Annotated in this window: 20 protein-coding genes; 7 read left to right on the top strand and 13 right to left on the bottom strand. The window is 63.8% G+C overall.

The window, feature by feature from the left end:
* Positions 1–144: 144 nt before the first annotated feature.
* Entirely contained in the window at positions 145–1,383 is a 1,239-nt protein-coding gene (locus CBP34_RS12365) for a hypothetical protein (protein WP_094098193.1), read from the bottom strand.
* Positions 1,384–1,769: 386 nt separating this feature from the next.
* Here CBP34_RS12365 and CBP34_RS12360 point away from each other — a divergent pair, with 386 nt between their 5' ends.
* The 3 genes from CBP34_RS12360 (at position 1,770) to CBP34_RS12350 (ending at position 4,397) form a co-directional block, all read left to right on the top strand.
* Positions 1,770–2,306 (top strand): JAB domain-containing protein, encoded by a 537-nt coding sequence (locus tag CBP34_RS12360; RefSeq protein ID WP_094098191.1) that lies wholly within the window; start codon positions 1,770–1,772, stop codon positions 2,304–2,306.
* 700 nt (positions 2,307–3,006) lie between these two features.
* The gene (locus tag CBP34_RS12355) at positions 3,007–3,540 is read left to right on the top strand and encodes a single-stranded DNA-binding protein (protein WP_094098189.1); all 534 of its coding nucleotides are present in this window, start codon (positions 3,007–3,009) and stop codon (positions 3,538–3,540) included.
* Entirely contained in the window at positions 3,537–4,397 is an 861-nt protein-coding gene (locus CBP34_RS12350) for a DUF932 domain-containing protein (protein ID WP_094098188.1), read from the top strand. Before CBP34_RS12355 ends, CBP34_RS12350 begins: the two co-directional genes overlap by 4 nt.
* 107 nt (positions 4,398–4,504) lie before the next feature.
* Here the strand turns inward: CBP34_RS12350 and CBP34_RS12345 are convergent, their stop codons facing one another.
* Genes CBP34_RS12345 through CBP34_RS12335 form a run of 3 tightly spaced genes read right to left on the bottom strand, consistent with a single transcriptional unit; the run spans position 4,505 to position 6,131 of the window.
* Positions 4,505–4,975 carry a hypothetical protein gene (locus CBP34_RS12345; protein WP_094098186.1) on the bottom strand — a complete coding sequence of 157 codons (471 nt, stop codon included), beginning with the start codon at positions 4,973–4,975 and terminating at the stop codon, positions 4,505–4,507.
* Entirely contained in the window at positions 4,972–5,715 is a 744-nt protein-coding gene (stbB, locus tag CBP34_RS12340; protein ID WP_094098184.1) for a StbB family protein, read from the bottom strand. The genes CBP34_RS12345 and stbB overlap by 4 nt, the downstream gene beginning before the upstream one ends.
* Positions 5,712–6,131 carry a hypothetical protein gene (locus tag CBP34_RS12335; RefSeq protein WP_094098183.1) on the bottom strand — a complete coding sequence of 140 codons (420 nt, stop codon included), beginning with the start codon at positions 6,129–6,131 and terminating at the stop codon, positions 5,712–5,714. Before CBP34_RS12335 ends, stbB begins: the two co-directional genes overlap by 4 nt.
* Before the next feature lie 304 nt (positions 6,132–6,435).
* Here CBP34_RS12335 and CBP34_RS12330 point away from each other — a divergent pair, with 304 nt between their 5' ends.
* Genes CBP34_RS12330 through istB form a run of 4 tightly spaced genes read left to right on the top strand, consistent with a single transcriptional unit; the run spans position 6,436 to position 10,173 of the window.
* The gene (locus CBP34_RS12330) at positions 6,436–7,032 is read left to right on the top strand and encodes a hypothetical protein (RefSeq protein WP_094098182.1); all 597 of its coding nucleotides are present in this window, start codon (positions 6,436–6,438) and stop codon (positions 7,030–7,032) included.
* A complete protein-coding gene (locus CBP34_RS12325) occupies positions 7,029–7,757 on the top strand; it encodes a relaxase/mobilization nuclease domain-containing protein (RefSeq protein WP_335622240.1) in 729 nt (242 codons plus the stop codon). The genes CBP34_RS12330 and CBP34_RS12325 overlap by 4 nt, the downstream gene beginning before the upstream one ends.
* A 60-nt stretch (positions 7,758–7,817) precedes the next feature.
* Positions 7,818–9,362 carry an IS21 family transposase gene (gene istA / locus CBP34_RS12320; protein ID WP_087748263.1) on the top strand — a complete coding sequence of 515 codons (1,545 nt, stop codon included), beginning with the start codon at positions 7,818–7,820 and terminating at the stop codon, positions 9,360–9,362.
* On the top strand, positions 9,352–10,173 hold the full coding sequence (gene istB / locus CBP34_RS12315) for an IS21-like element helper ATPase IstB (RefSeq protein ID WP_087745763.1): 822 nt from the start codon (positions 9,352–9,354) through the stop codon (positions 10,171–10,173). Before istA ends, istB begins: the two co-directional genes overlap by 11 nt.
* 173 nt (positions 10,174–10,346) lie before the next feature.
* Here istB and CBP34_RS19805 read toward each other — a convergent pair whose 3' ends face one another.
* The 9 genes from CBP34_RS19805 to virB11 form a co-directional block, all read right to left on the bottom strand.
* On the bottom strand, positions 10,347–11,393 hold the full coding sequence (locus tag CBP34_RS19805; protein ID WP_208616335.1) for a restriction endonuclease subunit S: 1,047 nt from the start codon (positions 11,391–11,393) through the stop codon (positions 10,347–10,349).
* Entirely contained in the window at positions 11,386–12,417 is a 1,032-nt protein-coding gene (locus tag CBP34_RS12300) for a PDDEXK nuclease domain-containing protein (protein WP_094098181.1), read from the bottom strand. The genes CBP34_RS19805 and CBP34_RS12300 overlap by 8 nt, the downstream gene beginning before the upstream one ends.
* Complete coding sequence (locus CBP34_RS12295) at positions 12,414–13,991, bottom strand: class I SAM-dependent DNA methyltransferase (protein WP_094099168.1); 1,578 nt, start codon at positions 13,989–13,991, stop codon at positions 12,414–12,416. Before CBP34_RS12295 ends, CBP34_RS12300 begins: the two co-directional genes overlap by 4 nt.
* An 11-nt stretch (positions 13,992–14,002) precedes the next feature.
* Positions 14,003–17,413 (bottom strand): type I restriction-modification system endonuclease, encoded by a 3,411-nt coding sequence (hsdR, locus tag CBP34_RS12290; protein WP_094098180.1) that lies wholly within the window; start codon positions 17,411–17,413, stop codon positions 14,003–14,005.
* A 179-nt stretch (positions 17,414–17,592) separates the two neighbouring features.
* Positions 17,593–18,831: a DUF1173 domain-containing protein gene (locus CBP34_RS12285; protein WP_094098179.1), complete on the bottom strand. Its 1,239-nt coding sequence runs from the start codon at positions 18,829–18,831 to the stop codon at positions 17,593–17,595.
* A gap of 10 nt (positions 18,832–18,841) precedes the next feature.
* Entirely contained in the window at positions 18,842–20,011 is a 1,170-nt protein-coding gene (locus tag CBP34_RS12280) for an LPD7 domain-containing protein (protein ID WP_094098178.1), read from the bottom strand.
* Positions 20,012–20,057: 46 nt separating this feature from the next.
* Positions 20,058–20,690, bottom strand: coding sequence for an OmpA family protein (locus CBP34_RS12275; protein WP_094098177.1), 633 nt, complete (start codon positions 20,688–20,690; stop codon positions 20,058–20,060).
* Entirely contained in the window at positions 20,687–22,726 is a 2,040-nt protein-coding gene (locus CBP34_RS12270) for a type IV secretory system conjugative DNA transfer family protein (RefSeq protein ID WP_094098176.1), read from the bottom strand. The genes CBP34_RS12275 and CBP34_RS12270 overlap by 4 nt, the downstream gene beginning before the upstream one ends.
* Positions 22,723–23,865: a P-type DNA transfer ATPase VirB11 gene (gene virB11 / locus CBP34_RS12265; protein ID WP_094099167.1), complete on the bottom strand. Its 1,143-nt coding sequence runs from the start codon at positions 23,863–23,865 to the stop codon at positions 22,723–22,725. The genes CBP34_RS12270 and virB11 overlap by 4 nt, the downstream gene beginning before the upstream one ends.
* Between the last annotated feature and the right edge of the window lie 5 nt (positions 23,866–23,870).

Here is a 23,870-nt window from a genome sequence, read left to right as displayed (position 1 = left end):
ATGAGCTGTCGTCGGGTAGACAAAAAGGCTATGACAGGATCCAGCCTTGAAGGGTTAATGGCAGCGAACTGGAGGCTTTTCCGCCTGGCCGTGAACGTTTACCTGTTTGATCAGTTGATAGATGAGGTGGCCAACCATCACTTGCTACGCGGTCTGCAGCACGATTCCCAGCGATCGCTGCAGCCAGGCTGCCATGGGTCTATCGGATGCGAGCACTTGTTCGATTGACATTCGGACTTGCTGTGCTCGCTGGGTGGCGGCGGCTGCCTCGATGGCAATTCGATAGGCATCCTGCACGTCCATGCCCGTAAGTTCGTAGCCGTGGCCCAGCGACATCCAGTGCAAAGAGGCCAGCGCACATTGCATGGCGAAGTCCGGCTGGGTCTTGAGATGGTCGCGTGCGGCCCGGTTCAGGGTCTTGGGGTCGCACGGTGAGGCCCAGGCCAGGTGGGTTGCCTGCTCGAACAGTTTCAGCGTCTTGGCGGTGGCGAACCACTTGCCGGGCTCGCCGGGTGTGGATGCGATCAGGTGGTCCAGCAGCTTGTCTTTGGCCAGTTCGGGGTACTTCTTGGCGAGGGCCCGGTAGGTGGCGATCTGGGTGTTGGCCTGATTGGCGAGCAGCGCGTACTGGTTGAAGGCCTCGGCGCGGCGACCGGCCTTGAGCAGTTCTTCTTCGGCAAAGCGGGCGATGGATGTCTCGCTGGTGGTGCTGCCTGCGCGTTCACGCAGGTAGGCGATGGCTTCATCGATCTGGCCTCGTGTCGCCAGCACTTTGGCGCCCCAGACCAGGTAGGGCCAGATCGGGTGCGGGTCCATGTCCAGTAACTCCAGGAGCTGATCGTGCCGCTGGGCCTTGAACAGGGCGCTGTAGCAGAGGGTGGTGCCGGAGAAGAAGGCGTAGGTGCCGCGCTTGCGCTCTCGCAGTGCATTTTTCAGCGTCGGCAGGAGCTGGTCGGCCCAGGCGGAGGCCAGTTCCTTTGTTGCGCACAGGTCGCCCCAGTGATCACCGAGGGATTCGATGTAGGGGGGATCGTCTTCCTGGATGGCATCAAACAGGCGGTCGAGCCATTTCTGGCGAACGGGGGCGCTCACGGGCGCTTGGCTGATCAGGGGCGCCAGTTCCTGGACCGCGGCGTAGGTGGCGTTGCCCAGGGCGCCCGATGAGCTGTCGATCTGGCATAGGGCAGGGGAGAGCTTTTCCAGCAGCAAGACGGCACCTTCGGCGGCACGGGGAGGGTCGTGACGGGCCACGGCACGGATCTCGGTCAGGGCTTCGTTGATGCGGCCGAAGGCCAGCTGGGTGCCTTTCCAACCAAATGCGCCCCGGCGAAACCGGGTGCGGAAGGCCCAGGCAGTGGTTGCAGTCTTGGCGGCTGTGGTCATGGTGGGTCCGAATTGTTCTAGATGGATTGTCTTCGGTGGTGTTGGTTGCCGAAGATGATGTGCGTCGATTTCGTTATTGCGTCCCGGCGTGCCGCCGTCGGGCTCTGCGGGCTACCCCCGCGCCCCTGTGGGTCGCGGCCATTCGGCTCCGATCCCTGACGCCTCCGGCCGTCCCGGCCTGCGCGCTGCGCTTGCCATCCTCACGCCTGCAGGTTTGGTGGGGCTGGCTTGCTGATCCCTTCATCCTTGCACACCGTTCTCGCCGTCAAGGTCTGCGCGCCCTGTGGGCGCTGGCGGCCGGTCGGCCGTCTTCGAACCTGTGACCGCTGCGCTGCGGCGTGCCGGTTCCGGTCTCGGGCAATCCCGCCCGATCACTGGAGTTGGTCATGCAGCACGATCTGTTTTCTTCCCTCGATTCCTTCCTGTCGGTGCCCGCTGGTTCGGGCGGTTTGCTCATTCGCGACGTGGCTGGTCAGTACCGTCCGGCCGAGGCCGACGAGGTGCTGCTGGCGGCGCAGCAGTTGCTAGCCGCCCAGGTGCGCGGCAGCGACCTGATGGACTCACCCGCTGTGGTGAAGGACTTCCTGCGCGCCCGGCTGGGCAGCCTGCCTCATGAGGTCTTTGCCGTAGTGCATCTGGATGTGCAGAACCGCGTGCTGGACTACGTCGAGATGTTCCGGGGCACGGTGAGCCAGACATCGGTGTACCCACGTGAAGTGGTGCGCGATGCGCTCCTGAGGAACAGCTGCGCCCTGGTCCTGGTGCACAACCATCCCAGTGGTGCTGCCCGTCCATCACGGGCCGACGAAGTTCTGACCCAGACGCTCAAGCAGGCGGCGGCGCTGGTCGATGTGCGGGTGCTCGACCACTTCATCGTGGCGGGCGACGCGGTGAATTCGATGGCCGAGCTTGGCCTCGTGTAATCCCTGGGGCCTTCGGCCCCAATTTTTTGTTGTTGATCAGCGCGCTGTGCGCGGGCACAGGGGAGGGCGGAGCATGGCCGGTGTTCACCGGAAGCACAGCGACCAGCGGTCCTTTCCCGTGCCCGGGGATCGCGGTCTGGTTTCCTTCCCGCTGCGCGGGAACGAGCCCGCTGGACGAACTGACGTTCGGTCCGCTCCCGCCGCTGAGCTGTGGTCCCATCCCGCCCGCCAGATCGTCCCCCCGGTCACCCGCCAAACCCGAAGCCGGGCCGCTGGGATGACCGGAGACAGCGAACCCCTGAAGTGATCGCACCGGCTCGAACGCCGCGCCAGTCGCTGCGCTTGGTGTCACGCCGTCCGCAGAGACGCCGCCGCTCAGTTCAATCGGTCGCCTGCGCTTCGCTGGTCGCCCGAAGAGGTTCAGGCAGCGCGTGCGCCAATGGACCCACCGCACTCCCCCCACGGCGCCCCCATCCACAGGTGAGGGGGACTTGTGGGGGGATCTTTCAGCGGTGGGCCAGGTGACTGGCTCACTGTTTCGTGCTGCAAGGTTTCCCCATCCCCCACCCCTTCCCGAGGGAAGGGGCCTTGCCCACCCCCCGCCCGCCCGTGGGCGGGAGCGAGGGAGTCCGAGCGAGAGGATCAGCTTTGAGGAGCCCGGATCGGGGTCCGGCTGATCGCTCTTGCAAGGAGTTTCACCATGGCCAATGTTCAAGTCATCCAGCGCCACGCGCACCTGGCATCCGCCGTCAAGCTTGAATTCGTCAACGGGCGCGAAGGCAAAGTCGCCAAGGCGGTGTTGACCGCCATCAGCAACAGCCGCCGGGGCAGCGGTGAAGAGCGTTCCGAAGAAGCCACCGCGATCCAGTGGACGCTGTGGGCCAAGCAGGCCGAACACGCCGCCGAGTACCTGGGCAAGGGTTCGCACGTGAACATCGTCGGGCGGGTGCGCAACAACAACTACCAGGACAACGACGGCGTCGAGGTCTACGGGCTGGCGTTCACCGTGGACGAAATCGACTACCTCGACAGCAAGGCCGAGGGCGAAGCACGTCGCGCGCGTGAAGGTGCTGGTGATCCACCCGCACCAGCCCCCAGCGCACCCACCCCAGCCGCAAGGCCCGCAACGAGCGCCAAGCAGCGCACGCCTGACGCAGCACACCGGGCGGCACCCAGCCGCCCGGCTATCCCATTTCATCCCTTTGCATGCCTGAATACCGGAGCACCACCATGAACACCGTCCAAGCTTCCCGCCCCCTGGCCGCCCGTTTTGGCCAGAACACCTTCGTCATCCGCAGCGAAACCCCGCTGGCCGAAGACCAGATGCGCCGGGCCGCGCCGTCCATCTTTGCCGAGGGCAAACACGGCAGCCGTTCCGAGCGCTACACCTACATCCCGACCATTGACGTGCTGCGCGGTCTGCGGCATGAAGGCTTCGAACCCTTCATGGTGGCCCAGAGCAAGAGCCGCATTGAAGGCAAAACCGAGTTCACCAAGCACATGATCCGCATGCGCCATGCGGGCCAGGTGAACACCCGGCCCGAGGCCAACGAGATCATCCTGATCAACAGCCACGACGGCGCCAGCAGCTATCAGATGCTCGCGGGTCAGTTCAGATTCGTCTGTTGCAATGGTCTGGTGGTGGGCGACATCACCAATGACATCCGCATCCCGCACAAAGGCAACATCCAGGGCGAGGTGATTGAAGGCGCGTTCCGGGTGCTGGACGACTTCGAGGTGGTGGACGCGTCCACCGACAGCATGAAAGCCCTGCCGCTGCAGCGCGAGGAACAGCAAGCCTTTGCTACCGCCGCTTTGGCGCTGCGCTACGGCGAACGCGGGGAGGGCGAACCACCGGCCCCGGTGACCGCCGAGCAGCTGATCGAAGCCCGCCGACCGGAGGACTTTGGCAACAGCCTGTGGACCACCTTCCAGCGGGTGCAGGAGAACGCCCTGCGTGGTGGCCAGCCCGGGCGCGGAGCCAAGGGCCGGCGCATGCACACCCGCCCGGTGGCCAGCATCGACCGCAGCGTGAGCCTGAACCGGGCGCTGTGGGTGCTGGCCGAAGAGATGCGCAAGCTCAAGGCCTGAACGGGTCCAACACCACACCGCCCCAACGCTGGGCGGTGTGGTTCATCTGAAATTCCGAAACGCGCTCGCCGGCTGCTGCCGGCTCGCGCGATCCCGGCCGCGGCTTCTCACCGAAGCCACAGCCAGGCAGCCATCGCCCAGCTGATGGCCGAAGCAAGCACCGCCGTCGCGGCGTGCAGCAGCCACCCTTCCCAGGGGCGTGCACCCTTGCGTGCCAGAGCCGCAACGTCCTGCAGCGGCAGCGTCACCCGCTGCAGGGCCGGGCCGACTTCATGGTGGAACGCCACGCGCGCCGCTTCCTCCATGGCCCGGGTCTGTGTCTCCACAGTTCCCCGGGCCACTTCGTCGGCGCGGCGAGCGATGTGCTTCACCGTCTGCAGCTTCGCGTTCTCGGTGATTTCATCCATGCGCTTTGAATACGCCTCGACCTTCTCCGTCAGTTCGGTGCTGGTCCTCAGCAACTCCATGCGGCTCGCATCCAGTTGGGGCGCCAATTTCTCGACCCGATCCAGCAACGTGCCCAGATCGCCGATGGCCACGGCCATCAGCTCCTCGCGGACCGTGATCAGGTCGCTCACTGTGCCTGCCGTGCCAGCGGCACCACGTTGCTGGCGGCGCTCTCCGCCAGACCGAGCGCCGCAAAGCAGGCATCCAGCTGCGGCAACACACCAACCGCCAGCCGCCGTGTGGCCAGCTTCTGGGCCAGCGCGAGCTTTTCTGCGGTGTCGCTTGCCTTGACGATCAAAGCCTTGTAGTCGGTGTCGTCTCTGGCCAGGGAGGCGAGGTCGGCATTGCTGCCCCGGATGCGCCCGTACACCTCGTTTGGGCCTAAATAGCAGGCCACGTTCTCTGTGGCGATGGGCTGCGCTTTGAGGAAGGCCCGCAACAGGTTGAAGTGCGCCGGGACATCTGCGGCGCTGCTGACCATGTTGAACACCAGCCGCACCCTTGAACGGGACACGCCCAGCCGCGCCAGCTCGACCAGGGTGGCGATGGTGTCCTGCTGCTGCTTGAGGGCTGGCACCGTGGGAACCACAAACGCATCGAAGTCCTCGTGACTGCCTTGGTATTTCTGCATCAGGCCGAGCAATTCCTCCACGTTGCTGGCCCCGATGTCCACCACCGCGCTGTCCATGGTCTGCAGGAGCTCCTGCAGCTCGCCGAACTGCCGGCCACGCATCGCATGGCCCTCGCCCTCGGCCGCGTTCAGGCTCTCCACAGAAAACAGCTCCGCGCCGTCGATACGCGGCAGCAGCAGATGCCTGGCGATGGTGGTTTTGCCCACGTTTCCCGAGAAGTTGATCACTGCGATTTTCATGACGGGTCCTTTGCGTTGAGCCTGGCGAGCGCCAGGGGGTTGGTGATTCGGCTGCTGGCGAACGCTGCGGCGATCTCTTTGCCGCTGCGCATGTCCGTTTGCACGGAAACGACTTGAGATGACTGGGGCGCGGTGGTTGAAGGTGGGGATGCGTACACCTGCGACTCAGTGAGAACAGGCGGCAATTCATCTGGACGAACACCGGATCCCGCGCCCTGTGCGCTTGAAGCTGCTTTGGTGGCCCTGGCCACTTCGCGTTGCACGGTCGCATTGCTCACGTGCACGCCGACCGCAGCCAAGGCCATGCGGATAGCCTCGAAGGTGTAGCCCAGGGCGCGCAGCTCCCGCATGTCCTGCGCAAAGCGCTTGGCCTTGCGCGAGCTTCTGCCCGGTGGATCGGTTGGAACCAGTTTCATCGTTCGGTTTCTGGTCAGGCGTTGCTCGGCTGTTCTTCAATTGCTGTTCAGTTTGTGCAGTGGCTGTTTGCCTGCTGATCACTGCTCGTGCTGTCTGTTCACGTCCTGAACGGTGCTGCTCGGTACGTGCTCATATTCAACCCGCCTGGCGCCTGTTCGCCTGCTGGATTCGGACCCAAATCCAGCGGCTTCAGAGCCTCGGTTCAGGTCAATACTGGGTTCATGGGTGAGTGCAGAGATAGGCGCGGTGGCGCCGGTTGTCTGACACGCTCACCCAGGGTGAATCGATGTCAGGAGACTCGGTATGGAAACCTCGTCAAGGGACCGCATCAGCGTGGATGTGCATGGCCTGAAGGCCGTGCTCACGGAGCGCGCCCAGGCCTACGGCTGCTCGCCTTCGCAACTTGTGCGCAAGGCGCTGACCGATGCGTTGTGCCAACCAGCGGACGTGGCCGCCGGGGAACTCGCGAAAGTTCGCGCCACAAGTTCCGTAGCCCGCGTGCGCTTGTGCCTTCGCATGCGGCCTGAGGACGCCGCAGCGACGCTGCAAGCAGCTCATAGGGCCGGGATGACCACCGGGGACTACCTGGCAGGTTTGGTGGCGGGTGTGCCAGCGCTCCTGGAGGGGGGAGGGCACGCAGAGACTGTTGCATTGCTCACAACAGCCACTGCCGAACTGGCCACCCTAAGCCGCAACCTTTACCAGGTGAACTCAATGCTGCGCCGAGGCGAAGCCGAGCTTCCCCTGCCGTACCGCTCGATGCTCGATGCCCTGGCGCGCGATGTGCGCCAACACCTCGACCTCGCTTCCATCGCCCTGGCAGATCTGCAGCCAAGCCGACCCTCCAACGGAAAGCCCGCAGGCCGCAACCAGCCCAACACCCGAAGGAGCCACCCATGAAAGCACCATCCGGCAATCGGCGCACACCCTCACGAGCGAACGTGCAAGGTCACGCGTACGGCGCCAATACCCCACACGGCCCAGAGCTCGACGGCGTCCTCATCACCTGGGGCGACCGCCTTTTCTACCCGGGGAACTGCATCGTCCAGGTCCGGCCCCAGCCCCGGCTGGATGCGCAGGGCTCGCAGGGTTCACAACACAGGGCCGCAGCCATCCGCCAGCGCATCGAAGCCACCGTGGTGCGGCGCGCGCCGCAGGTGATGGTCAAGGTCACTGGGGGAGGGCGGAGCATGGCGGCCATTGCGGCGCACTTTCGTTACATCAGCAAAAACGGGCGGCTGGAGATTGAAGACCAGCGCGGCGAGACGCTGCGCGGCAAAGATGGCCTGTACGGCCTGGCCGACGAGTGGCGCGTCGGCGGTTCGCGCATTCCTGAAGATGCCGGGCCTGGCCAGCGGCGGGAGGCCTTCAACATCATGCTGTCGATGCCGCGCGGCACCGACCCGCTGATCGTGCAGAAAGCGGCGCGGGAGTTCGCGCAGACCGAGCTGGCCGATCACCGGTACGTGATGGTGCTGCACGACCACCAGGCCAACCCGCATGTGCACATCAGCGTGCGTACCGAGTCGATGCTGGGCAAGCGCCTCAACCCGCGCAAAAGCGACCTGTGTTGGCGCCGACCGAAAACTGAGCCACTTTTGAGGGTAGTGCCGACCCAAAACTGAGCCAGGTGAACAACTTAATCTGCTGCTTTTTTGTGCAGCAGAGGACAAGGAGTGATCACCATGGACATGATTGGCAGGATCCGGCATTTGTATGCCCGCAAGAACAAATCGGAGCGCGAGATATCGCGCATGACAGGGCTATCGCGCAACACGGTGGCGAAGTGGCTGCACGGCGAGGTGGACGGCCCACCGAGGTACCGCCGCAGCGAACAGCCCAACAAACTGACGGCGTTTCATGACGCGCTCATGCTGGCCTTGAAGGCCGATGCACGGCGGCCCAAACACGAGCGGCGCACGGCCAAGGCGCTGTACGCCGAGATCAGGCAAGCGGGCTACGAAGGGGGTTACACGCGGGTGACCGACTTCATCCGGGCGTGGCGCCAGAGCGAGGGTCAGGGGGCGGCCGTCAATGCCTTCGTGCCGCTGGCCTTCGAGCTGGGAGAGGCTTTCCAGTTCGACTGGAGCGAGGAAGGCATGGTGATCGGCGGCATCTACTACCGGGTGCAGGTCTCGCATATGAAGCTGTGTGCTTCGCGGGCCTTCTGGCTGGTGGCGTACCCCAGCCAGGGTCACGAGATGCTGTTCGATGCCCACACCCGATCGTTCGCCGCGCTGGGCGGCGTGGCACGCCGGGGCATCTACGACAACATGAAGACCGCTGTAGACAAGGTCAAGAAGGGCAAGGGACGCATCGTCAACGAGCGCTTTGCCACCATGTGCGCGCACTACCTCTATGACCCGGACTTCTGCAACGTGGCCAGCGGCTGGGAGAAAGGGGTGGTGGAGAAGAACGTGCAGGACAGCCGCCGACGCATCTGGATCGACGCGGCGCAGATCAAGTTCGGCAGCTTCACCGAACTCAACGCCTGGCTGGGCCAGCGCTGCCGCGCGTTGTGGGACGAGGTACGCCACCCCGAGCACAAGCAGTTCAGCGTGTCGGAGATGCTCGAACACGAGCGGGCGCACCTCATGCCCATGCCGCTGCCCTTCGACGGCTACGTCGAGAAACCCGCGCGGGTTTCCAGCACCTGCCTGGTGTCTGTGGCGCGCAACCGGTATTCGGTGCCGTGCGAACGCGTGGGCCAGATGGTGAGCACGCGGCTGTACCCGGGCCGCGTGGTCATCGTGGCCGATGATGAGGTCATCGCCCGCCACGAACGTCTGAGCAACGCGGGCGAGACCCGGTACGACTGGCAGCACTACATCCCGCTGCTGCAGAGAAAGCCCGGGGCGCTGAGAAACGGAGCGCCCTTTGCGGACATGCCCGAGCCACTGCAGCGGCTGCGCCGCGGGCTATTGCGTAACCCGGGAGGCGACCGGGTGATGGCGCAAGTGCTGGCGATTGTGCTTGGCGCCGGTCTGGACGCGGTGCTGGTGGCCATCGAGCTGGCGCTGGAGAGCGGTGCGCCAGGCAAGGTGAGCGTGGAGCATGTGGTCAACGTGCTGAGCCGGCTCAACGCGCAGCCGGCACCTCCCACGGCGGCCACACGGCTGAAGGTGACAACGCCACCGCTGGCAAACACGGCCCGCTACGACAGCCTTCGGGCCGACACCGCGGACAGTGCCGTGGGCGCCACCACCGAAGGAGCCCGCCATGAAGACTGATGTGCTGGTCGAACTCAAGGCGCTGCGCCTGCACGGCATGGCCGGTGCCTGGGCTGATCTGGTCGAGCAAGGCGGTGGCGATGGCGGCGGCCTGGGCATCGAGACCTCGCGCTGGCTGATCGAGCACCTGCTGCAGGCCGAGGGCACGGACCGGGCGATGCGCTCGATCAGCCACCAGATGCACGCGGCGAAGTTCCCGGTGCACCGGGACATGGCGGGCTTTGACTTCTCGGTCTCGCCGGTGGACCGAAAGCTCGTCACCACGCTGGCCGGCACTGCCTTTACCGACGAGGCGCACAACGTGGTGCTGGTGGGCGGCCCGGGCACGGGCAAGACCCATCTGGCCACTGCCATCGGCGTCTCGGGCATCACCCGCCATGGCAAGCGGGTGCGGTTCTACTCCACGGTCGATCTGGTTAACGCACTGGAGCAGGAGAAGGCGCAGGGCAAGGCCGGTCGCATCGCCACCAGCTTGCTGCGCATGGACCTGATCATCCTGGACGAGCTGGGTTATCTGCCGTTCAGCCAGGCCGGCGGGGCGCTGCTGTTCCACCTGCTGAGCAAGCTGTACGAACACACCAGCGTGATGATCACGACCAACCTGGACTTCGCCGAATGGTCCAGCGTGTTCGGCGACGCGAAGATGACCACCGCGCTGCTGGACCGTCTCACGCACCACTGCCACATCGTGGAGACGGGCAACGAGTCGATCCGGTTCAGCCGCAGCACGGCCGCTGCGAAGAAGCGGATCAAGGCCCGGGAACAGGACCGAAAGAGTGCCTCAACGCAGGCTGAGCCCGACCCATTCTGAGCAGGCACCGCGCAGGGCAAGCCGCTACGGGCTACGCCCTTCGCGGCTTGCCCAGCGCCTTCAACACATCAGCAAGGAGATCAGCAAACCAGGATAGCACCTACACTTATCCACAGCCGACCCTTGAAACGTCGGCTTCCACCCCTGGCTCAATATTCAGTCGGCACGGTGGCTCAGATTTGGATCGGCGCCGACACTGCCAAGCACAGACGGACAAACTCAGGCATGGCCAGATCTGTGTTTACACGCAACCGCATCAGATACCCGGCAAACAGGAGGCCAGCTTCTTTGGTTGTCACGATGCTGGTCTTGCCAACCAAATCGACACTACCGTTTGAACGTATGACCAACAGATCGCCAGCTGCCAAAGACAACTTTTCGATTTCCTTGTCATCGAACTGCGCGGACTTCAAATCGCGAATATCGATTCGACCATGGTCTGCAATGTTGGGAATACGCAGCACCCCTACACCGTCCGTTGAGTAGCCACACTTCTTTGAGGTGCCGTAGCGTAAATCAGTCGTGATGGCACGAATGGTGGACTTGATCCATCCAATGGGTACTCCATCAGCTGCAATGGTCGGCTGAGACTTTCTGTAGTTCTCGGTTAGAAGTCCACTGGTCGCTGCAGCCAATACCGCTTGCCGAAAGCGCTTGAGCAGCGCAGGGATGTTGTCGAGGCGGTCGTTACAGGCATTGATGCGAGTCAGCAATGCGTCGAGTTGGTCGGCGATGCGAGTTTGCTCCTGCAGCGGTGCGACACTGAATGGAAGCGTTGCTGCCGCAGCACCGGAAAGTTCCTTGAACGTTGTTCCCGTCGCGATTGCCTCCGCCTCTGGTTTCAGGTGCTTGAGTTGGTAGTAGGTGAAGCGAGGGTCGAAGCCACCCGGGAGAACAAAGCTCTTGAAACCTTGGTTGGTGGCAATCTCGTTCGCCGCAATGGCAACGTAGCCGATGGGTGCCCGACTTGAAAAAAGTACCGTACCTGCGGGCATCAAGGTCGCACCGCATGCGGCCAGTCCTTCCGGTGTCAAATCGCGAGAGCCGCATTTGATGGTTTGGCTTCGGTACCCGCTCAGGTCTGCCGGCGTGATCCAGGGAATACCTTCCCCGGGCTTCGCGAAGTTTGCCGGGTCCTTTGACGGCGGAGTGCCACCGCCAACAACTCGCGCGAAGCTGCCAATTGGCACGTTCACCCAGCCACTCGGAAGTTCACTCATCGTCGCCTCCTTCCAGCAGCAGCCCACGCCGCGCCAACCTCTCCCGTGCTTCCACCAGCGCCTCGTGCAATCGCTGTTCCAGTTCGGCCTTGGGCGGCAGCTCCGTCCAGTACTCGGCCACGGTGATGCCGTCTTTGTGCATCTGCAGCAGCTCCACCTGTTCGCGGCTGGATTCTGCGCAGAGGATGAGGCCGATAGGTGCTTCTTCTCCGGTCTGGCGTTCGTGTTTGTCCAGCCACTTCAGGTACAGCTCCATCTGGCCTTTGTGCGCGGCCTTGAAGCGGCCGAGCTTGAGCTCGATGGCGACCAGGCGGCGCAGGCGGCGGTGGAAGAACAGCAGGTCCAGGTAGAAGTCTTCGCCGTCGATGACCATGCGCTTTTGCCGTTCGACAAAGGCAAAGCCGCGGCCCAGTTCCAGGATGAATGCCTCGAGCTGGCGCAGGATGGCGGCTTCGAGGTCGGCCTCGTCGTGGCCTTGGCGCAGACCCAGGAAGTCCAGGAAGTAGGGGTCTTTGAAGATCTGGGGTGGCGTGGTCGGCAGCGCGGGGGCCTGGGCGCTGGCGATCTCCGTGCGTTCGAAGGCTTTGCGCTCGATCTGGTGGCCCAGCTCCCGCACGCTCCAGCCGTCTTGCGCGGCATGGTGGGCGTAGAACTGGCGGGCTTCCGGGGTTTTGAGGGCCACTATTGCCACCAGGTGGCTCCAGCTCAATTTTGCCGACAGTGTCGACACAATCTCGGCGTTGGGGAACGCCTCGGCAAACTTCACCATGCGGCGCAGGTTGCGGGATTCGAAGCCGCGACCGAATTCACTGGACAGTTGCTTGCCTAGCTGGTCGAGCAGCTGGGCGCCGTAGCTGGCACGTTCGCCGCCCAACACTTCGGCGTTCAGGCGGTGGCCTACGCTCCAGTACAGGCGGGTCAACTCGGCGTTGACGGCGGTCGCCAGCCTCTGGCGGCTGCTGGCGATGAGAGCGCGTAACTCTGCGTGCAGGCTGTCGGCGGGCGTGGACGTCAACTCGCTCATGCCTGTGCCTCTTGCCCGGTTTCATCGATCAACAGGTCGTCCAGCGCGGCGTCGGGGTCTTCGCCCAGTTCTTCAAGCAGGGAGCGCAGTTCGGCCATGGCGCCGCCCAGCTCGCGCTGCAGCAGCCGGGCCACCAGGGCGGGGTCGTCGCGCTGGGCTTCGGCGGTTTCGGCGCTGTCGTCCTTGAGCCAGGCCATGTCGAGGTTGTCGCCTCGGGCGGCTATCTGTTCGCGGGTGAACTTGCGCCAGCGGCCGGTTTCGCCCGTGTCCACTCGTTGGGCCAGCGCTGCGGGGCCACCTTTTGGGTCGTCGCCGAACACGTCTTCAAACTTGTCGCGCGGCTGGCTGTCTGGCGCGCCCTTTGGGGTGCGGAAGTAGTCGCGCGTGAACGGGGTGCGCTTGCCAAACTGGGGCATGTTGGCGCGCATGTCATAGACCCAGACCTCTTTGGTGTTGCCCTTGTCCTTCTCGCCCTTGGTGAAGAAAAGCACGTTGGTCTTGACGCCCTGCGCATAAAAAATGCCAGTGGGCAGGCGCAGGATGGTGTGGAGGTTGCACTTCTCCATCAAATCGCGACGAATGTCGGTGCCCACGTTGCTTTCAAAGAGCACGTTGTCGGGCAGCACCACGGCGGCACGGCCACCCGGCTTGAGGCTGCGGTAGATGTGCTGCAGGAAGGCGAACTGCTTGTTGCTGGTGAGGTAGGTGAGGTCTGTGCGGGTGGGCAGGCCGCCGCCTTTTTTGGTGCCAAAGGGCGGGTTCGAGAGGATCAGCGTGGCAGGCGGGAGCTTGCGGTAGTCCTCGCTCAGGGTGTCGCCGTAGTCCACGCCGCCTTCAATGCCGTGCAGCAGCATGTTCATCAGCGCAAGACGGTGGGTGTCTTGCACCAGCTCCATGCCGTAGAAGGTGTCGTGGCGGTAGCGGCGCTGGGCTTCTTCCTTGAGGCTGTCGAAGTCGTTGTGTTTGCGCAGGTGGTTGTTGGCGGCGATCAAGAATCCGCATGTGCCGGCCGCAGGATCCTGGATCACGTCGCCCAGCTTGGGGTTGAGCACGGTGACGATGCTGTCGATCAGGTGGCGGGGCGTGAAGTACTGGCCGGCGCCGCTCTTCTTTTCGGTGGCGTTGCGTTCCAGCAGGTTTTCGTAAAGGTCGCCCAGGTCGTCGCGCTGCACGCTGTACCAGTCGAGCGCGTCAATTTCAGTGACCAGCTTGCTCAGCGTGGCAGGTTTGGTGATGAAGGTGTTGGCGTTGGCGTAGATGGCTTGCACAGCGCCCTGGCCGTGCAAACCGTAGTCCAGCAGCATTTCCTTGTAGGTGTCGAGCCGGTCGGGCGCGGAGGCGCTGATCAGGTCGGCCCAGCGCACGCCAGGTTGCAGCAGCTTGGGCTCGCCTTTCTTGGGCGACTTGAACACGGTCAGGCGCTCTTCCTGCCCGGTCTCCTGCATCATTTTCAGGAACAGCAGGTAGGTCAGTTCGCTCAGGTACTGGTGGTAGGTGACGCCGTCGTCGCGCAGCACGTTGCAGAGCGACCAGAGCTTGGCGCCGATATCGAGCGCAGCATTGGGGTTGGACATGGGGTTCGGGTTCAGCTTTGTGCAGACTGGGGCGGCTGCGCCCACAGCGCATCGTTAAAGGCTTCCAGCACGGGCTGGAGTTGGCCATTGAAGATTTTGTCGAGGCGATTGAAGCCGCCGCCTTCGCGTTTGAAGATGAGGTCTGGGTCGTCGAGCGCAGCGCGGTCCACCAGCAGGTTGGCTTTGGTCTGGGCGGCGATGCGTTTGAGCCAGTCGCGCTGCGGGTTGGTCCAGGCAATGCCGCCGGGTGGTTTCGCCAGCAGGTTTTGCAGGGCGTGGTCCACGCGCTCGGCGTAGGGGAGCAGGGCATCCCCCACGGCGGCCTGGCGAATATAGCCAATGATGCGGGCGGCAATGTCCTTGTTGCTGAGTTCGCGCCAGGCCGTGGCGAGGCGGGCCTCGGTGTAGCCGGCCTTGTCCAGCGCCAGCACCAGTTCCTTGAGCTGCTGGCGGGTGAGGTCCCGCGGGCGGGTGAGCACGGTGAGCAGCGCGGGCAGTTCGTTGCCGTGGCTTTCGATGAAGGCTTTGAATTCCTTGAGGTAGTCCTCGGGGCGGGTGGCCTTGCCGTAGCCGCGTTCAACGTTTTTCAGCTGATCCGGGTGGTCCGAGACGTACATGCCTTGGCCGCTACCTTCGTGCTTGCGGTCGAGGATTTCGCCCAGATCGGGGTGCTGGGCAAACCACTTGGCCAGTTCGTTCAAGGGGAGGGCACGGAGCTTTTTGACAAAGTCATCAGGCGACATGCCGGCCTTGGTCTCGAAGTCCTGGGCGTCTTTGCCTTTGAGGTGGCGCTTTTTGACCTGGAACTTGGCCAGGAACTGGTCGCGCACCAGTTCGCGGGCCGCATCGTCGGCGACGGTGAGCAGTTCGCCTTCAAGCTGCGAGAAGCTGAGCTTGGGGTTGACCACCACGGGTTTCATGGCGGTCATGTTTCCAATGTTCTCGAACACGCGGACGGCGTCGATGACGCGGAAGTTGTCCTTGGCTTCGCCGTCAAAGTCGCACAGGCGGGTGGCGCGGCCGAGCATCTGGTCAAACAGGATGCGGCTGTTGACCTGGCGCAGGAAGACCAGGTTGCATATTTCCGGAACGTCGATGCCGGTGGTGAGCAGGTCCACCGTGACCGCCACGTTGGGCAGGCGCTCGTTTTTGTAGCGGCGGATGAGTTCCAGGGGCTTATCGGCGTCGCCCGTGATCTTGATGACCGCGTCGTCTTCCACCGAACCGTATTGGGTTTCGAAGGCCTTCTTGAGGACTTCAACCACCAGATCGGCGTGGCTGCTGCTGACGCAAAAGATCAGCGTCTTGCGGCGCCCGCTGGGGTCCAGCTCCTGCGCCAGGTACTGGCACACCGCTTCGTTGAACGGGCGGGTGATGACCTTGCGGTTGAAGTCCTCGACCTGGAGCTTGATTTCGTCGGGTGCCTTGAACAGATCGATCTGGTTTTTGGTGACGTCGTAGACCTTGACGTCTTCGCCCACGTGCCAGGTCATGCCGTGGGTGGACAGCTCTGTGTAGAGTTGAATGGGCGGCTCGTAGTCCACCAGGAAGCCGTCGACCACGGCCTCGCGGTAGGTGTACGAGTAGACCGGTGCGCCAAAGATTTCGGTGGTGTGCAGTGCCGGGGTGGCGGTGAGGCCGATCTTGGTGGCGTCGAAGTAGTCCAACACTCGGCGGTATTTGGAGATGTAGTCGTCAAACCCGCGAAAGGCCATTTCGGTGTCGGACATTTCGCGGTCCAGCGTGTAGCCGCGGTGGCATTCGTCGATGACGATGCAGTCGAACTGGTCCACGGTTGGGGGCGCTACGCCATCGGCTGGAAACAGCACCCGTTTCATCATGCCTTGCACGGTGGCCACCTGGACGCCCGTGTCCTCGTCGGGCATCTGTTCGTCCAGTTCCTTGATGCCGAACACGTCCGCAAAGGTCTGCAGGCGTTCCATGCGGGTGTCTTTGAAGGCGTTGGCGGCCTGGATGCCCAGCGCTGAACGATCGACCAAGAAAAGGATGCGGCGGAAGCGCTTGGCCTTGAGCAGGCGGTAGATGAGGGCGACGCAGGTTTTGGTTTTGCCGGTACCGGTGGCCATGGCCAACAAAATTTCGCGCTGGCCCTGGCTGATGCGGCGCTCGGTTTCCTGGATGGCGGTTTGCTGGTAGTGGCGCAGCGGGAAACCGTAGTTGAAGGCGGTGTTGCTCAGTTCCTGGTCTGCGCGGGCTTCGTCACGGGCGAGCAGGACCTGCAGACCCTGCGGCGAGTACCAGCCGTCCAGCGCATGGGCGAGGTTCTCCGGGCGGCGCAGGTCGCAGAACCAGATGCCGCTTTTGGTGGCCAGCTGGCGCAGGTAGGGGCGCCCGTTGGTGGCGAACACAAACGGGATGCGGAACTCGCCGCGTTCGCCCCAGTTTTCTTCGTGGAGAAAGGTCTCTGAGCTGGCGCCGAAGGTGCGGCTGTAGCGTTTGCTCTGCTGCAAAGCGGCCGATACGTCTTTGGCCTCGCGTTTGGCTTCGACCACCGCTAGAGGGGTGAGACCTTGGAACAGCACGTAGTCGGCTGAATAGCCCTCGCAGGGCCATTCAGCGATGGCGATGTTGCGGCCTCGCTCCGGGCGGGTGCCTTTGCTGTAGCGCAAGACTTCGGTGTCGGCTTCCCAGCCAGCCTGGCGCAGCTGTTCATCGACCAGTCGCCGGGTCTGGGATTCGTCCAGCACCACCTGCGAGGCGGCGGCGGTGGCAAACGACAGCAGCTGGGTCTTGTTGAACTGAGGCGCCGCCTTGACTTCGGTCTGCAGGGCTTCAAGGCGCTGGCCGAGTTGTGCCTTGGCTTCTTCGGCTTCGGTGGCGACCTGTTCCCACACCGTGCGCTCTTCGGCCAGAGTGGAGAGTTGCGACTGGGCCTGGGTCAGCTGGTTTTGAACCTGCTCGTGCTTGGATTGGTATTCGACCACCGCCTGGCGCAGCTCATCCAGCTGGCTTTTGAGTTCGGCGCCCTCGTCAGCAGGCGGCGCCGGCGGCAGGAACGGGCCGGAGCGGTACTCGGGATCTTTGAACGTGCGGTGGAACCAGAGAACCAATTGCCAGGCGAACCGAAGGGAGGTCAGGGCTTTGGCGTGGTTGCCTTCAAGCGCGTGGTTGGCGGCATTGCCCGCCACACGAATCTGGTCCAGCAGCTGTTTGATTTCCCGAGGCAGGAAACCATCGGCCTGGAGGCGCCGGATCAGGTCGTATTGGGACTCTTCAGCCGAGGTGTACAGGCCGATCCGGGCGGCGACCGTCTGGGTCAGCAGTTCGGCGAGCTGGCGAAGCTTGAGCAGACTGGTGTTGGGGTCGTCTGAAAAATAGCGCTCCGCCAAGGCACCGAGACGCCAAAGCTGCTGCTCATAGGGTTTGAGCAGATCGAAATTGGAACGCTTACTCCCTTGCATGTTCAGCCGTCGTTTTGTTGGTGAATTCTGCAGACGTTGCAAAACAGATTGCGTCTGAGTTTAGTGGACTCGGCATGGGCGCAATTGGCTGGCGGGCGTGGGGTGAATTCGCCCGGATTTCAGGCACCTTCTGGGATGCTCCGGAGCGAAGCTGCTCAATTCGATCGGGCAGCGTCCAATCAGGCGAGGACTTCTGTTCTGACGGCTGGGAACGGGGGTAGAGGCTGCTGGGATGGGTGCCATACCCAGTGGCGGGCAGGCAGGTCTGGCGCTGAGGATGGTTCCACCGGGCGCTCTTCGAGGGTGTCGCTTTCCGTTGCGATGAACAGCTCGAACGGGTCCCCCAAATCGGTGAGCACGGCGCTGGCCATGCTGGTGCCCGCACACAGGTTGTAGCTAAGGGTCTTCACAAAGCTTCGCCGACAGCTGACCAATGCCCGGACGAGGTGGGCCTCATGGGGGCTGTCCACCGGAATCCACTCCGGTGTGAAAGTGACCAGCGAAAGGGAATCGATGGTGGGAAGGCCCGAATAGCTGACGCAGAAGGTTCCAATCATGACCAGATGGATGGAGTCGAAGGCGCCCCAAAGTGCCAGCTCGCCTGCAAATCGGCGCTCCAGCTGACGGAATAAGCGCTCGTCGATGGCGAAGGCTTGATCGGGGAGATGTTTGATGACCGCTTTGAAACCGTACCTTGACGGCACGATCTCCTTGACTTCGCCGATCAGGAGCATGAGCTGGCTGGGCTTTCCGGGATGCGCCAAGGCGCTGGTCCATTCGGCGAGGCGGCGGGCATTGATGGGGTCGCGCTGCTCCACTGAAAACACTTCGGGCACATACAGGCGGTTCTGCAGTGCGCTGCCACGCGCGAACTTGTGCTTTGCGGCTGAAAACAGGTGCCGACGGACGATGGCCCAGTTTCGCTTGCCCGTGAAACCCGGGTGCCAGTGGGTCAGTTCGGCCTGGTCCCACAGGTAGTGGAGCATGGCTCGCAGACTGAGCTTCTGACCTTGGGATGAGATGTTGGGCGAGGTGCTGGCGGCGGGAGGTTGGGACGATCTGCCGGGCAGTTTGGACAGGGGGAAATCGAGCTTCAGTGCCGTTTCACCCGTGGCGGGGTTTTCCACGATGGCGGTGCCGACCAGTTGGCCCAGACCAGACAGATCGGCAGGCAGTTCATAGGAGGGGCATGAGGTTGCATGCTGACTCCCTGTATTGGGCATGCGCTTGACGATGTAGCCGTTCATCAGGCGGGCCACGTACATCTCGATGCCATCGCCGGCTGGACGACACAGGCAGCGCGGGCGTTGGTGGTTCGCGTAGGCTTCGGCGATGGCATCGGCGAAACCCGGCGCCTCTTTCACCCAGCGCCGCCCACAGATGTCGTAGATCACTGTCGCCCCGCTGCCGCTGTTCATGCTTCGCCCCTCAGCGCACGGGCGCTGCCCGCTCGCGGGTGCGCTGTTGCTCTTGCTTGGGCACCACGGCTGGTCGCTGGGACGGTGCGTTTTTGTCGTAGACCTTGACCTTGAGCGTGTGGCCGTCGCGGATGCGTTGGGCCAGCTTTTCGGTGGCGGCAGCCATGATGGCCATGCGCTGCTGGTCGGGCACGCGATTGGCCACCAGAATGGCCTCAACGGCGGCCAGTACCGCTTTGCGTCCACCGCTTCCACGGCCAGCAGGTTTGTTGCCGGGTGAGCTGCCCTGGCTGGCGTTGGTTTCCCGGCCTGGTTCGATGCGGTTGACTTGGCGCAAGTCGCGTTCAACCTTGAGGCGTTCGAGATCGGCCGGGTTGGGTTCGTAGCCCAGCGTTTTCACGCCACGAGCGGCGGCCTCCAGCCACACCAGCCGTTTGAAGTCTTCATTGCCCGACACCCGAAGGGAATGCCAGTTGCGGGCCTCGGCGACGTCCACCATGGACCGGGCCACAGACGGGCTGTTGGTTTCCGTGGCCAGTCGGAAGGTGGATTCGGTGAAAGCGACACGCGAGGTGTCGCCTTTGAACCGGTACTCGGTCAGGCCGATCTTGACGTCACCCAAGGTGACCGGTGCCCGTTTGATGAGGTAGCGGTCCAGCAAGGAGGCTTCGAGCTTGGCCACCAAGGCTGCACGCTCGGCCTGGGCATCTATGCGTGCCGTGGCCTGCGGATCGGTGGTCTCTTGCGCCATTGGCTCCTTTTGCGCCGAAGGCAGGGGGATGACGTTGGTGGGCGCCTGCTGTGAATTGGGCTCTGGGCTGGCGGTCGCCCTTGGGATGGCTTGCCCGTCGCGCTGAGGGGTTCGTGGTTCTTCGCGCTGCCATTGGCCATCCACCTTGTGTATGAACGACCTTTGGTCTCTTGCATCCAGCACCACGAAACGGTTGGCCCCGAGCTGATCGGCTTTGGCCACCATGTCCTGAAAACGGTCACTGCGGTAGGTGAGGTCGGCGAAGGGGTCGCGCAGTTCGTAGCGCTCGCCGGGCTCTGGTTCAGGCGCCTGGAACGTCCGGATGGCAACCGGGGCGCGGTTGGCGGGTTCTACCGTGCCGCCCTGGGATGTTGGGGCGTCTGGACTGGACCGGTTCACATTTCGGGTGGGGGCATTGCTGTCGTCCATGGAAACCTCCTGTGGTTGGAGCTTGCTGGCGGATGTGGCAGGGTTGCTACTGAGATGCTTGTTGAGTTACGGGCAGGGTGCGGTACACCTCAATCTCGACCCGGCGGTTGAGGCTGCGGCCCTGGGGGTTGCGGTTGTCGGCCAGGTGGTCGCCGCTGGGTTGATGGGTGGTGCGGATTCGGGTGGGGTCTACGCCGGAGGCAACCAGGTAGTCGCGAACCGCGTTGGCTCGGGCCTGAGCAATGCGGCTTTCGGCAGATGAGTCCGCCGTGCCATCGGTGCGCCCTCGCAACAGCACCAGCGGCGCGACTTTGGCTTCTTCCACCAGCGCCGAGGCTTCAGCCGTAGGGATGGACACTTGCGTGCTGTTGAAAGCGAAGTGGACGATGCGCAGGCTGTTGGCCGCGGCTTTCTCCTGTAGAGACGACAGCAGTTGTTGACGAGCCGCCATGTGGGCCAACGTGGCGGCCGTGGTCTCGGCCAGGCGGCTGGATTCGGTAGCCAGGATGCGTGTGTTTTGCAGATCGTTCTTGCAGACCTGCAACTCGACGGCCATTTGGGCGTTGACGGGTCGCTTCTGGGATTCGTCCACTGTGGGTGGCTTGGGCGGCGAGCTGCAGGCAACCAGCGTCAAGCTCAGAAGGCCGGTCCATACGAAACGATTGAAAGGGGCAGTCATGGGCGTTCTCCTGTGATTTCCACCTGAGGTCCACCTTCCTCAGCAGGCAGGGGTGGGGCTGTGGTGCTTTCATCGGCTGCGTCTTCGTCGGCGGGCTCGATCGAGCCACCTCCGTCTTGAACGGCCTTGCTCTGGTCAAAGGGGTCGATCAGGGCGTCGGCCGCTATGTCGGCTGGACCGTTCAGAACCTCGGTCGCCAACTGGATGTCGTGGGCCAGCGCTTCGCGGTCCAGGGTGTGCATCTCGGGCGGTAGTTCGTCGTCGGCGTAACACCAGCGTTGCTGGACCTTGGCCTGGTGCAGGTCCATGTTCATCCGCGGCACCGCTGGGGCAGGGCGCAGACGGGCTTGAAACACCTTGTCCCGGTGGTAGCGGATCTTTTCGCCGAGGATCGGTTTGCAGTTCTCGAAGATCACCACCAGCCGTTCGCGTCCCAACTCCTTGAACTCCTGCGGCAGCAGCAGGGCGCGGCGTTGCTCGCTTTCGTTGCGGCTGACGGTGCTGTGGCCGTGTCCGCTGAAAGAACGACTGCGCCCGCGTGAGGTGGCGCGCTCGGTGAAGTGGCCAAGCATGGCGCTGTATTCGTCGGCGTCGCGCTGTTCGCGCGGCGCATACAGAATTTGCAGGCCGTGGTTGGTGGCGAAGGTGCGGGCTTCCTTGTCGCCGTAGACCGCGTCCAGCTGCGACATGGCTTGCACCACCGTGAGCAGGCGCAGGTTGTAGCCAGCCAGGAAGGCCGCAGAGTGGGTGATGACGCCCACGCGGCCCATGGCAGTGAACTCGTCGTTGACCAGCAGGCATTGAAACCGGAGGCTCGGGTCTTGTTCGGGCAGGTGCTGGGTGTTGAGGCTGACCAGTTGCGAGAAGAACAGGTTGAGCAAGGGGCGGGCATTGGCCAGCCGGTGCGGCGGAATGCGCACATAGACCGACATGCGCTGGCGACGCAGGTCTTCGAGCCGAAAGTCGTCCGCGCTGGTGGCGGCATCGACCACCGCATCGGCAAAGATGGTGAGCGGCGCGTGAAAGGTGGCGACCACGCTGGACAGGGTGTTCTCGGAATTGCTCAGCAAGCGTTGCAGCGCATCGACGCACTCGTCGGTGAGTGGGTTGCCTTGTTCGCGGCGCTGGGTGATCTGACTGCCCAGGTGGTCTTTCAGCGGCTGGCCTTTGCCCGAAGACTGACGCAACAGCTCACCCACGGTGCGGGGCAGTTCGGGCGTTTCCAGCAGCAACAGGCCCAGGCCCAGAAACAGATTGCGCGCCTGGTCGTTGAAGAAGGCTTCGGACGAGGTGCCGCTGCCGTCGTTAGGAAAGAACACCTGGCCGATACCCAGCAGATCGCCGACCCGGTGCAGCGGGCTGGTGCGAACTGCCGTCAGCGGGTTCCAGCGGTGACTGCGGGCCTGTTCGTCGAACGGGGAGAAGGCGTAGACCGGCTGGCCGTGGGCGGCGCGGTAGCCCGCCGTGATGGCGTGGTTTTCGCCTTTGATGTCGAGCACGACCACGGAGTCGGGCCAGTTGAGCAGGTTGGGGATCACCACGCCCACACCCTTGCCGCTACGGGTTGGGGCGGACAACATCACCGACAGCTGGCCGGGCAGGGCGAGGTACCGGCCTTTGAATCGCCCGATGAGGATGCTTGGGGTGTCAGGTTTGTTGGCCGAATCCAAGAGCCCAGCTCGGGCCACTTCGCCAGCCGAGGCGAAACGCGCGTCGCCATGCAGTGCCCGGCGTGGCCGGGCCGCTGCGATGAGCGCGCCGGGCAGGATGACCAGCAAGCCAGCGCCAGACAGGGTCATGGCGGTGAACAGGCGCTGGCGCAAAACCGCTTCGCCGGAATAGAGCTGCCAGTAGGTGGTGATGCTGCTCCACCGGGCCTGCCTGGGGTCGGCTTTGCTGAGAAGGAGAAAAAGCACCCCCGAGACGTAGACCGCCGCACAGAGCAGGGCAGTGGCCACGACCGCTGCAAAGGCGCCCGCGGCAACCCGTCGGCCCACGGACCAGGCGGTGAAGGGCAAGGCCAACGCCTGGCTCATGATGGCAACCCCTCGCTCGCTACAGCGCCAGGTTCTTGGAGGGTGCTGGCGCGCAGCGGGTTGTGGCTGGCGGCGTGGTGCCTGCGGCGGGGTTCGTAGGCCACATCGGCGATGAAGCGGCCCCGTTCGTCCCGGTCGAACTGCACGATGACATCGATCACGATGCGCAGCAGGCCTTTGATCTCGTCCATGCGCAGACCGCCGCCCGCGCCACTTTCGCGGATCATCAGCGACATCTGTTCCAGCGCCAGATCGCAGCTGCCGGCGTGCACGCTGGTGATGCTGCCCGGGTGGCCCGAGGCGGCCAGTCGGATGAAAGAGAAACACTCTTCACCGCGCAGCTCGGCCAGGAAGATGCGGTCGGGCTTCATGCGCAGGCAGGCTTCGAGCAAAGACTTGGCGGTGACCCTTGCCGTGCCTTGAGCGTCCTTGCTGTAGAACAGGTGAACCACATTGGGATGGTTGGGCAAGGTCAGTTCGGCGGTGTCCTGGATGGTGATCAGGCGCTCGTGCTTCGGCACTTCTTCGACCAGCCCTTTCATGAAGGTGGTCTTGCCCGATCCAGTCTTACCACTGACCACGATGGTGCGGTGGTGGCGCACGGCCAGGCGCATGAAGTCGGCGTATCGGCCAGCGGCTTTCAAGGCCAACAGCTCGCGCTCAAAGGGCTGCAAGCCGTCGTTGTGTTCCGGGCTCTGTGCGGCGGCCTTTTCGCCTACGCGGCCGAACAAGCCGTCTTGCTCGAAGTCACTCAACCTGAGCACCACATTCGAGGGCTTGCGAATGGTGATGGACACGGTGCCGCGTGGCACAGCGGGCGGTATGGCGAACTGGATGCGCTCGCCGGTGGGCAGCGTGGCCGACAGCAGCGGGCGTTCCTGGTTGATCTGCTGGTCGCAGTAGGTGGCCAAAGCCGTGGCCAGAGACAGGCAACGCTCCTGCGTCATGGCCGGTGCGTTGACCGCTTGCCAACCGTTCACGGATTCCACCTGCAGCTCGCCGGGCCGGTTAACGCAGACCTCCAGCACGCCAGGGGCGTCCAGCTGTTCGCGCAGCGGGCGCAGGAACTCCACCACCGAGGTGGCGTCGCCGCACCAGCCGTCGAGCGGGTCTTCTTCAATGCCGGGCAGGGTGTTCATTGCCT

Origin of the sequence: Acidovorax carolinensis, assembly GCF_002157145.1 — a bacterium.
In the GTDB taxonomy this organism is placed as follows: Bacteria; Pseudomonadota; Gammaproteobacteria; order Burkholderiales; family Burkholderiaceae_C; genus Acidovorax; species Acidovorax carolinensis.
Note: the sequence above shows the minus strand (reverse complement) of the source record. Positions and strands in the feature narration are given on the sequence as shown.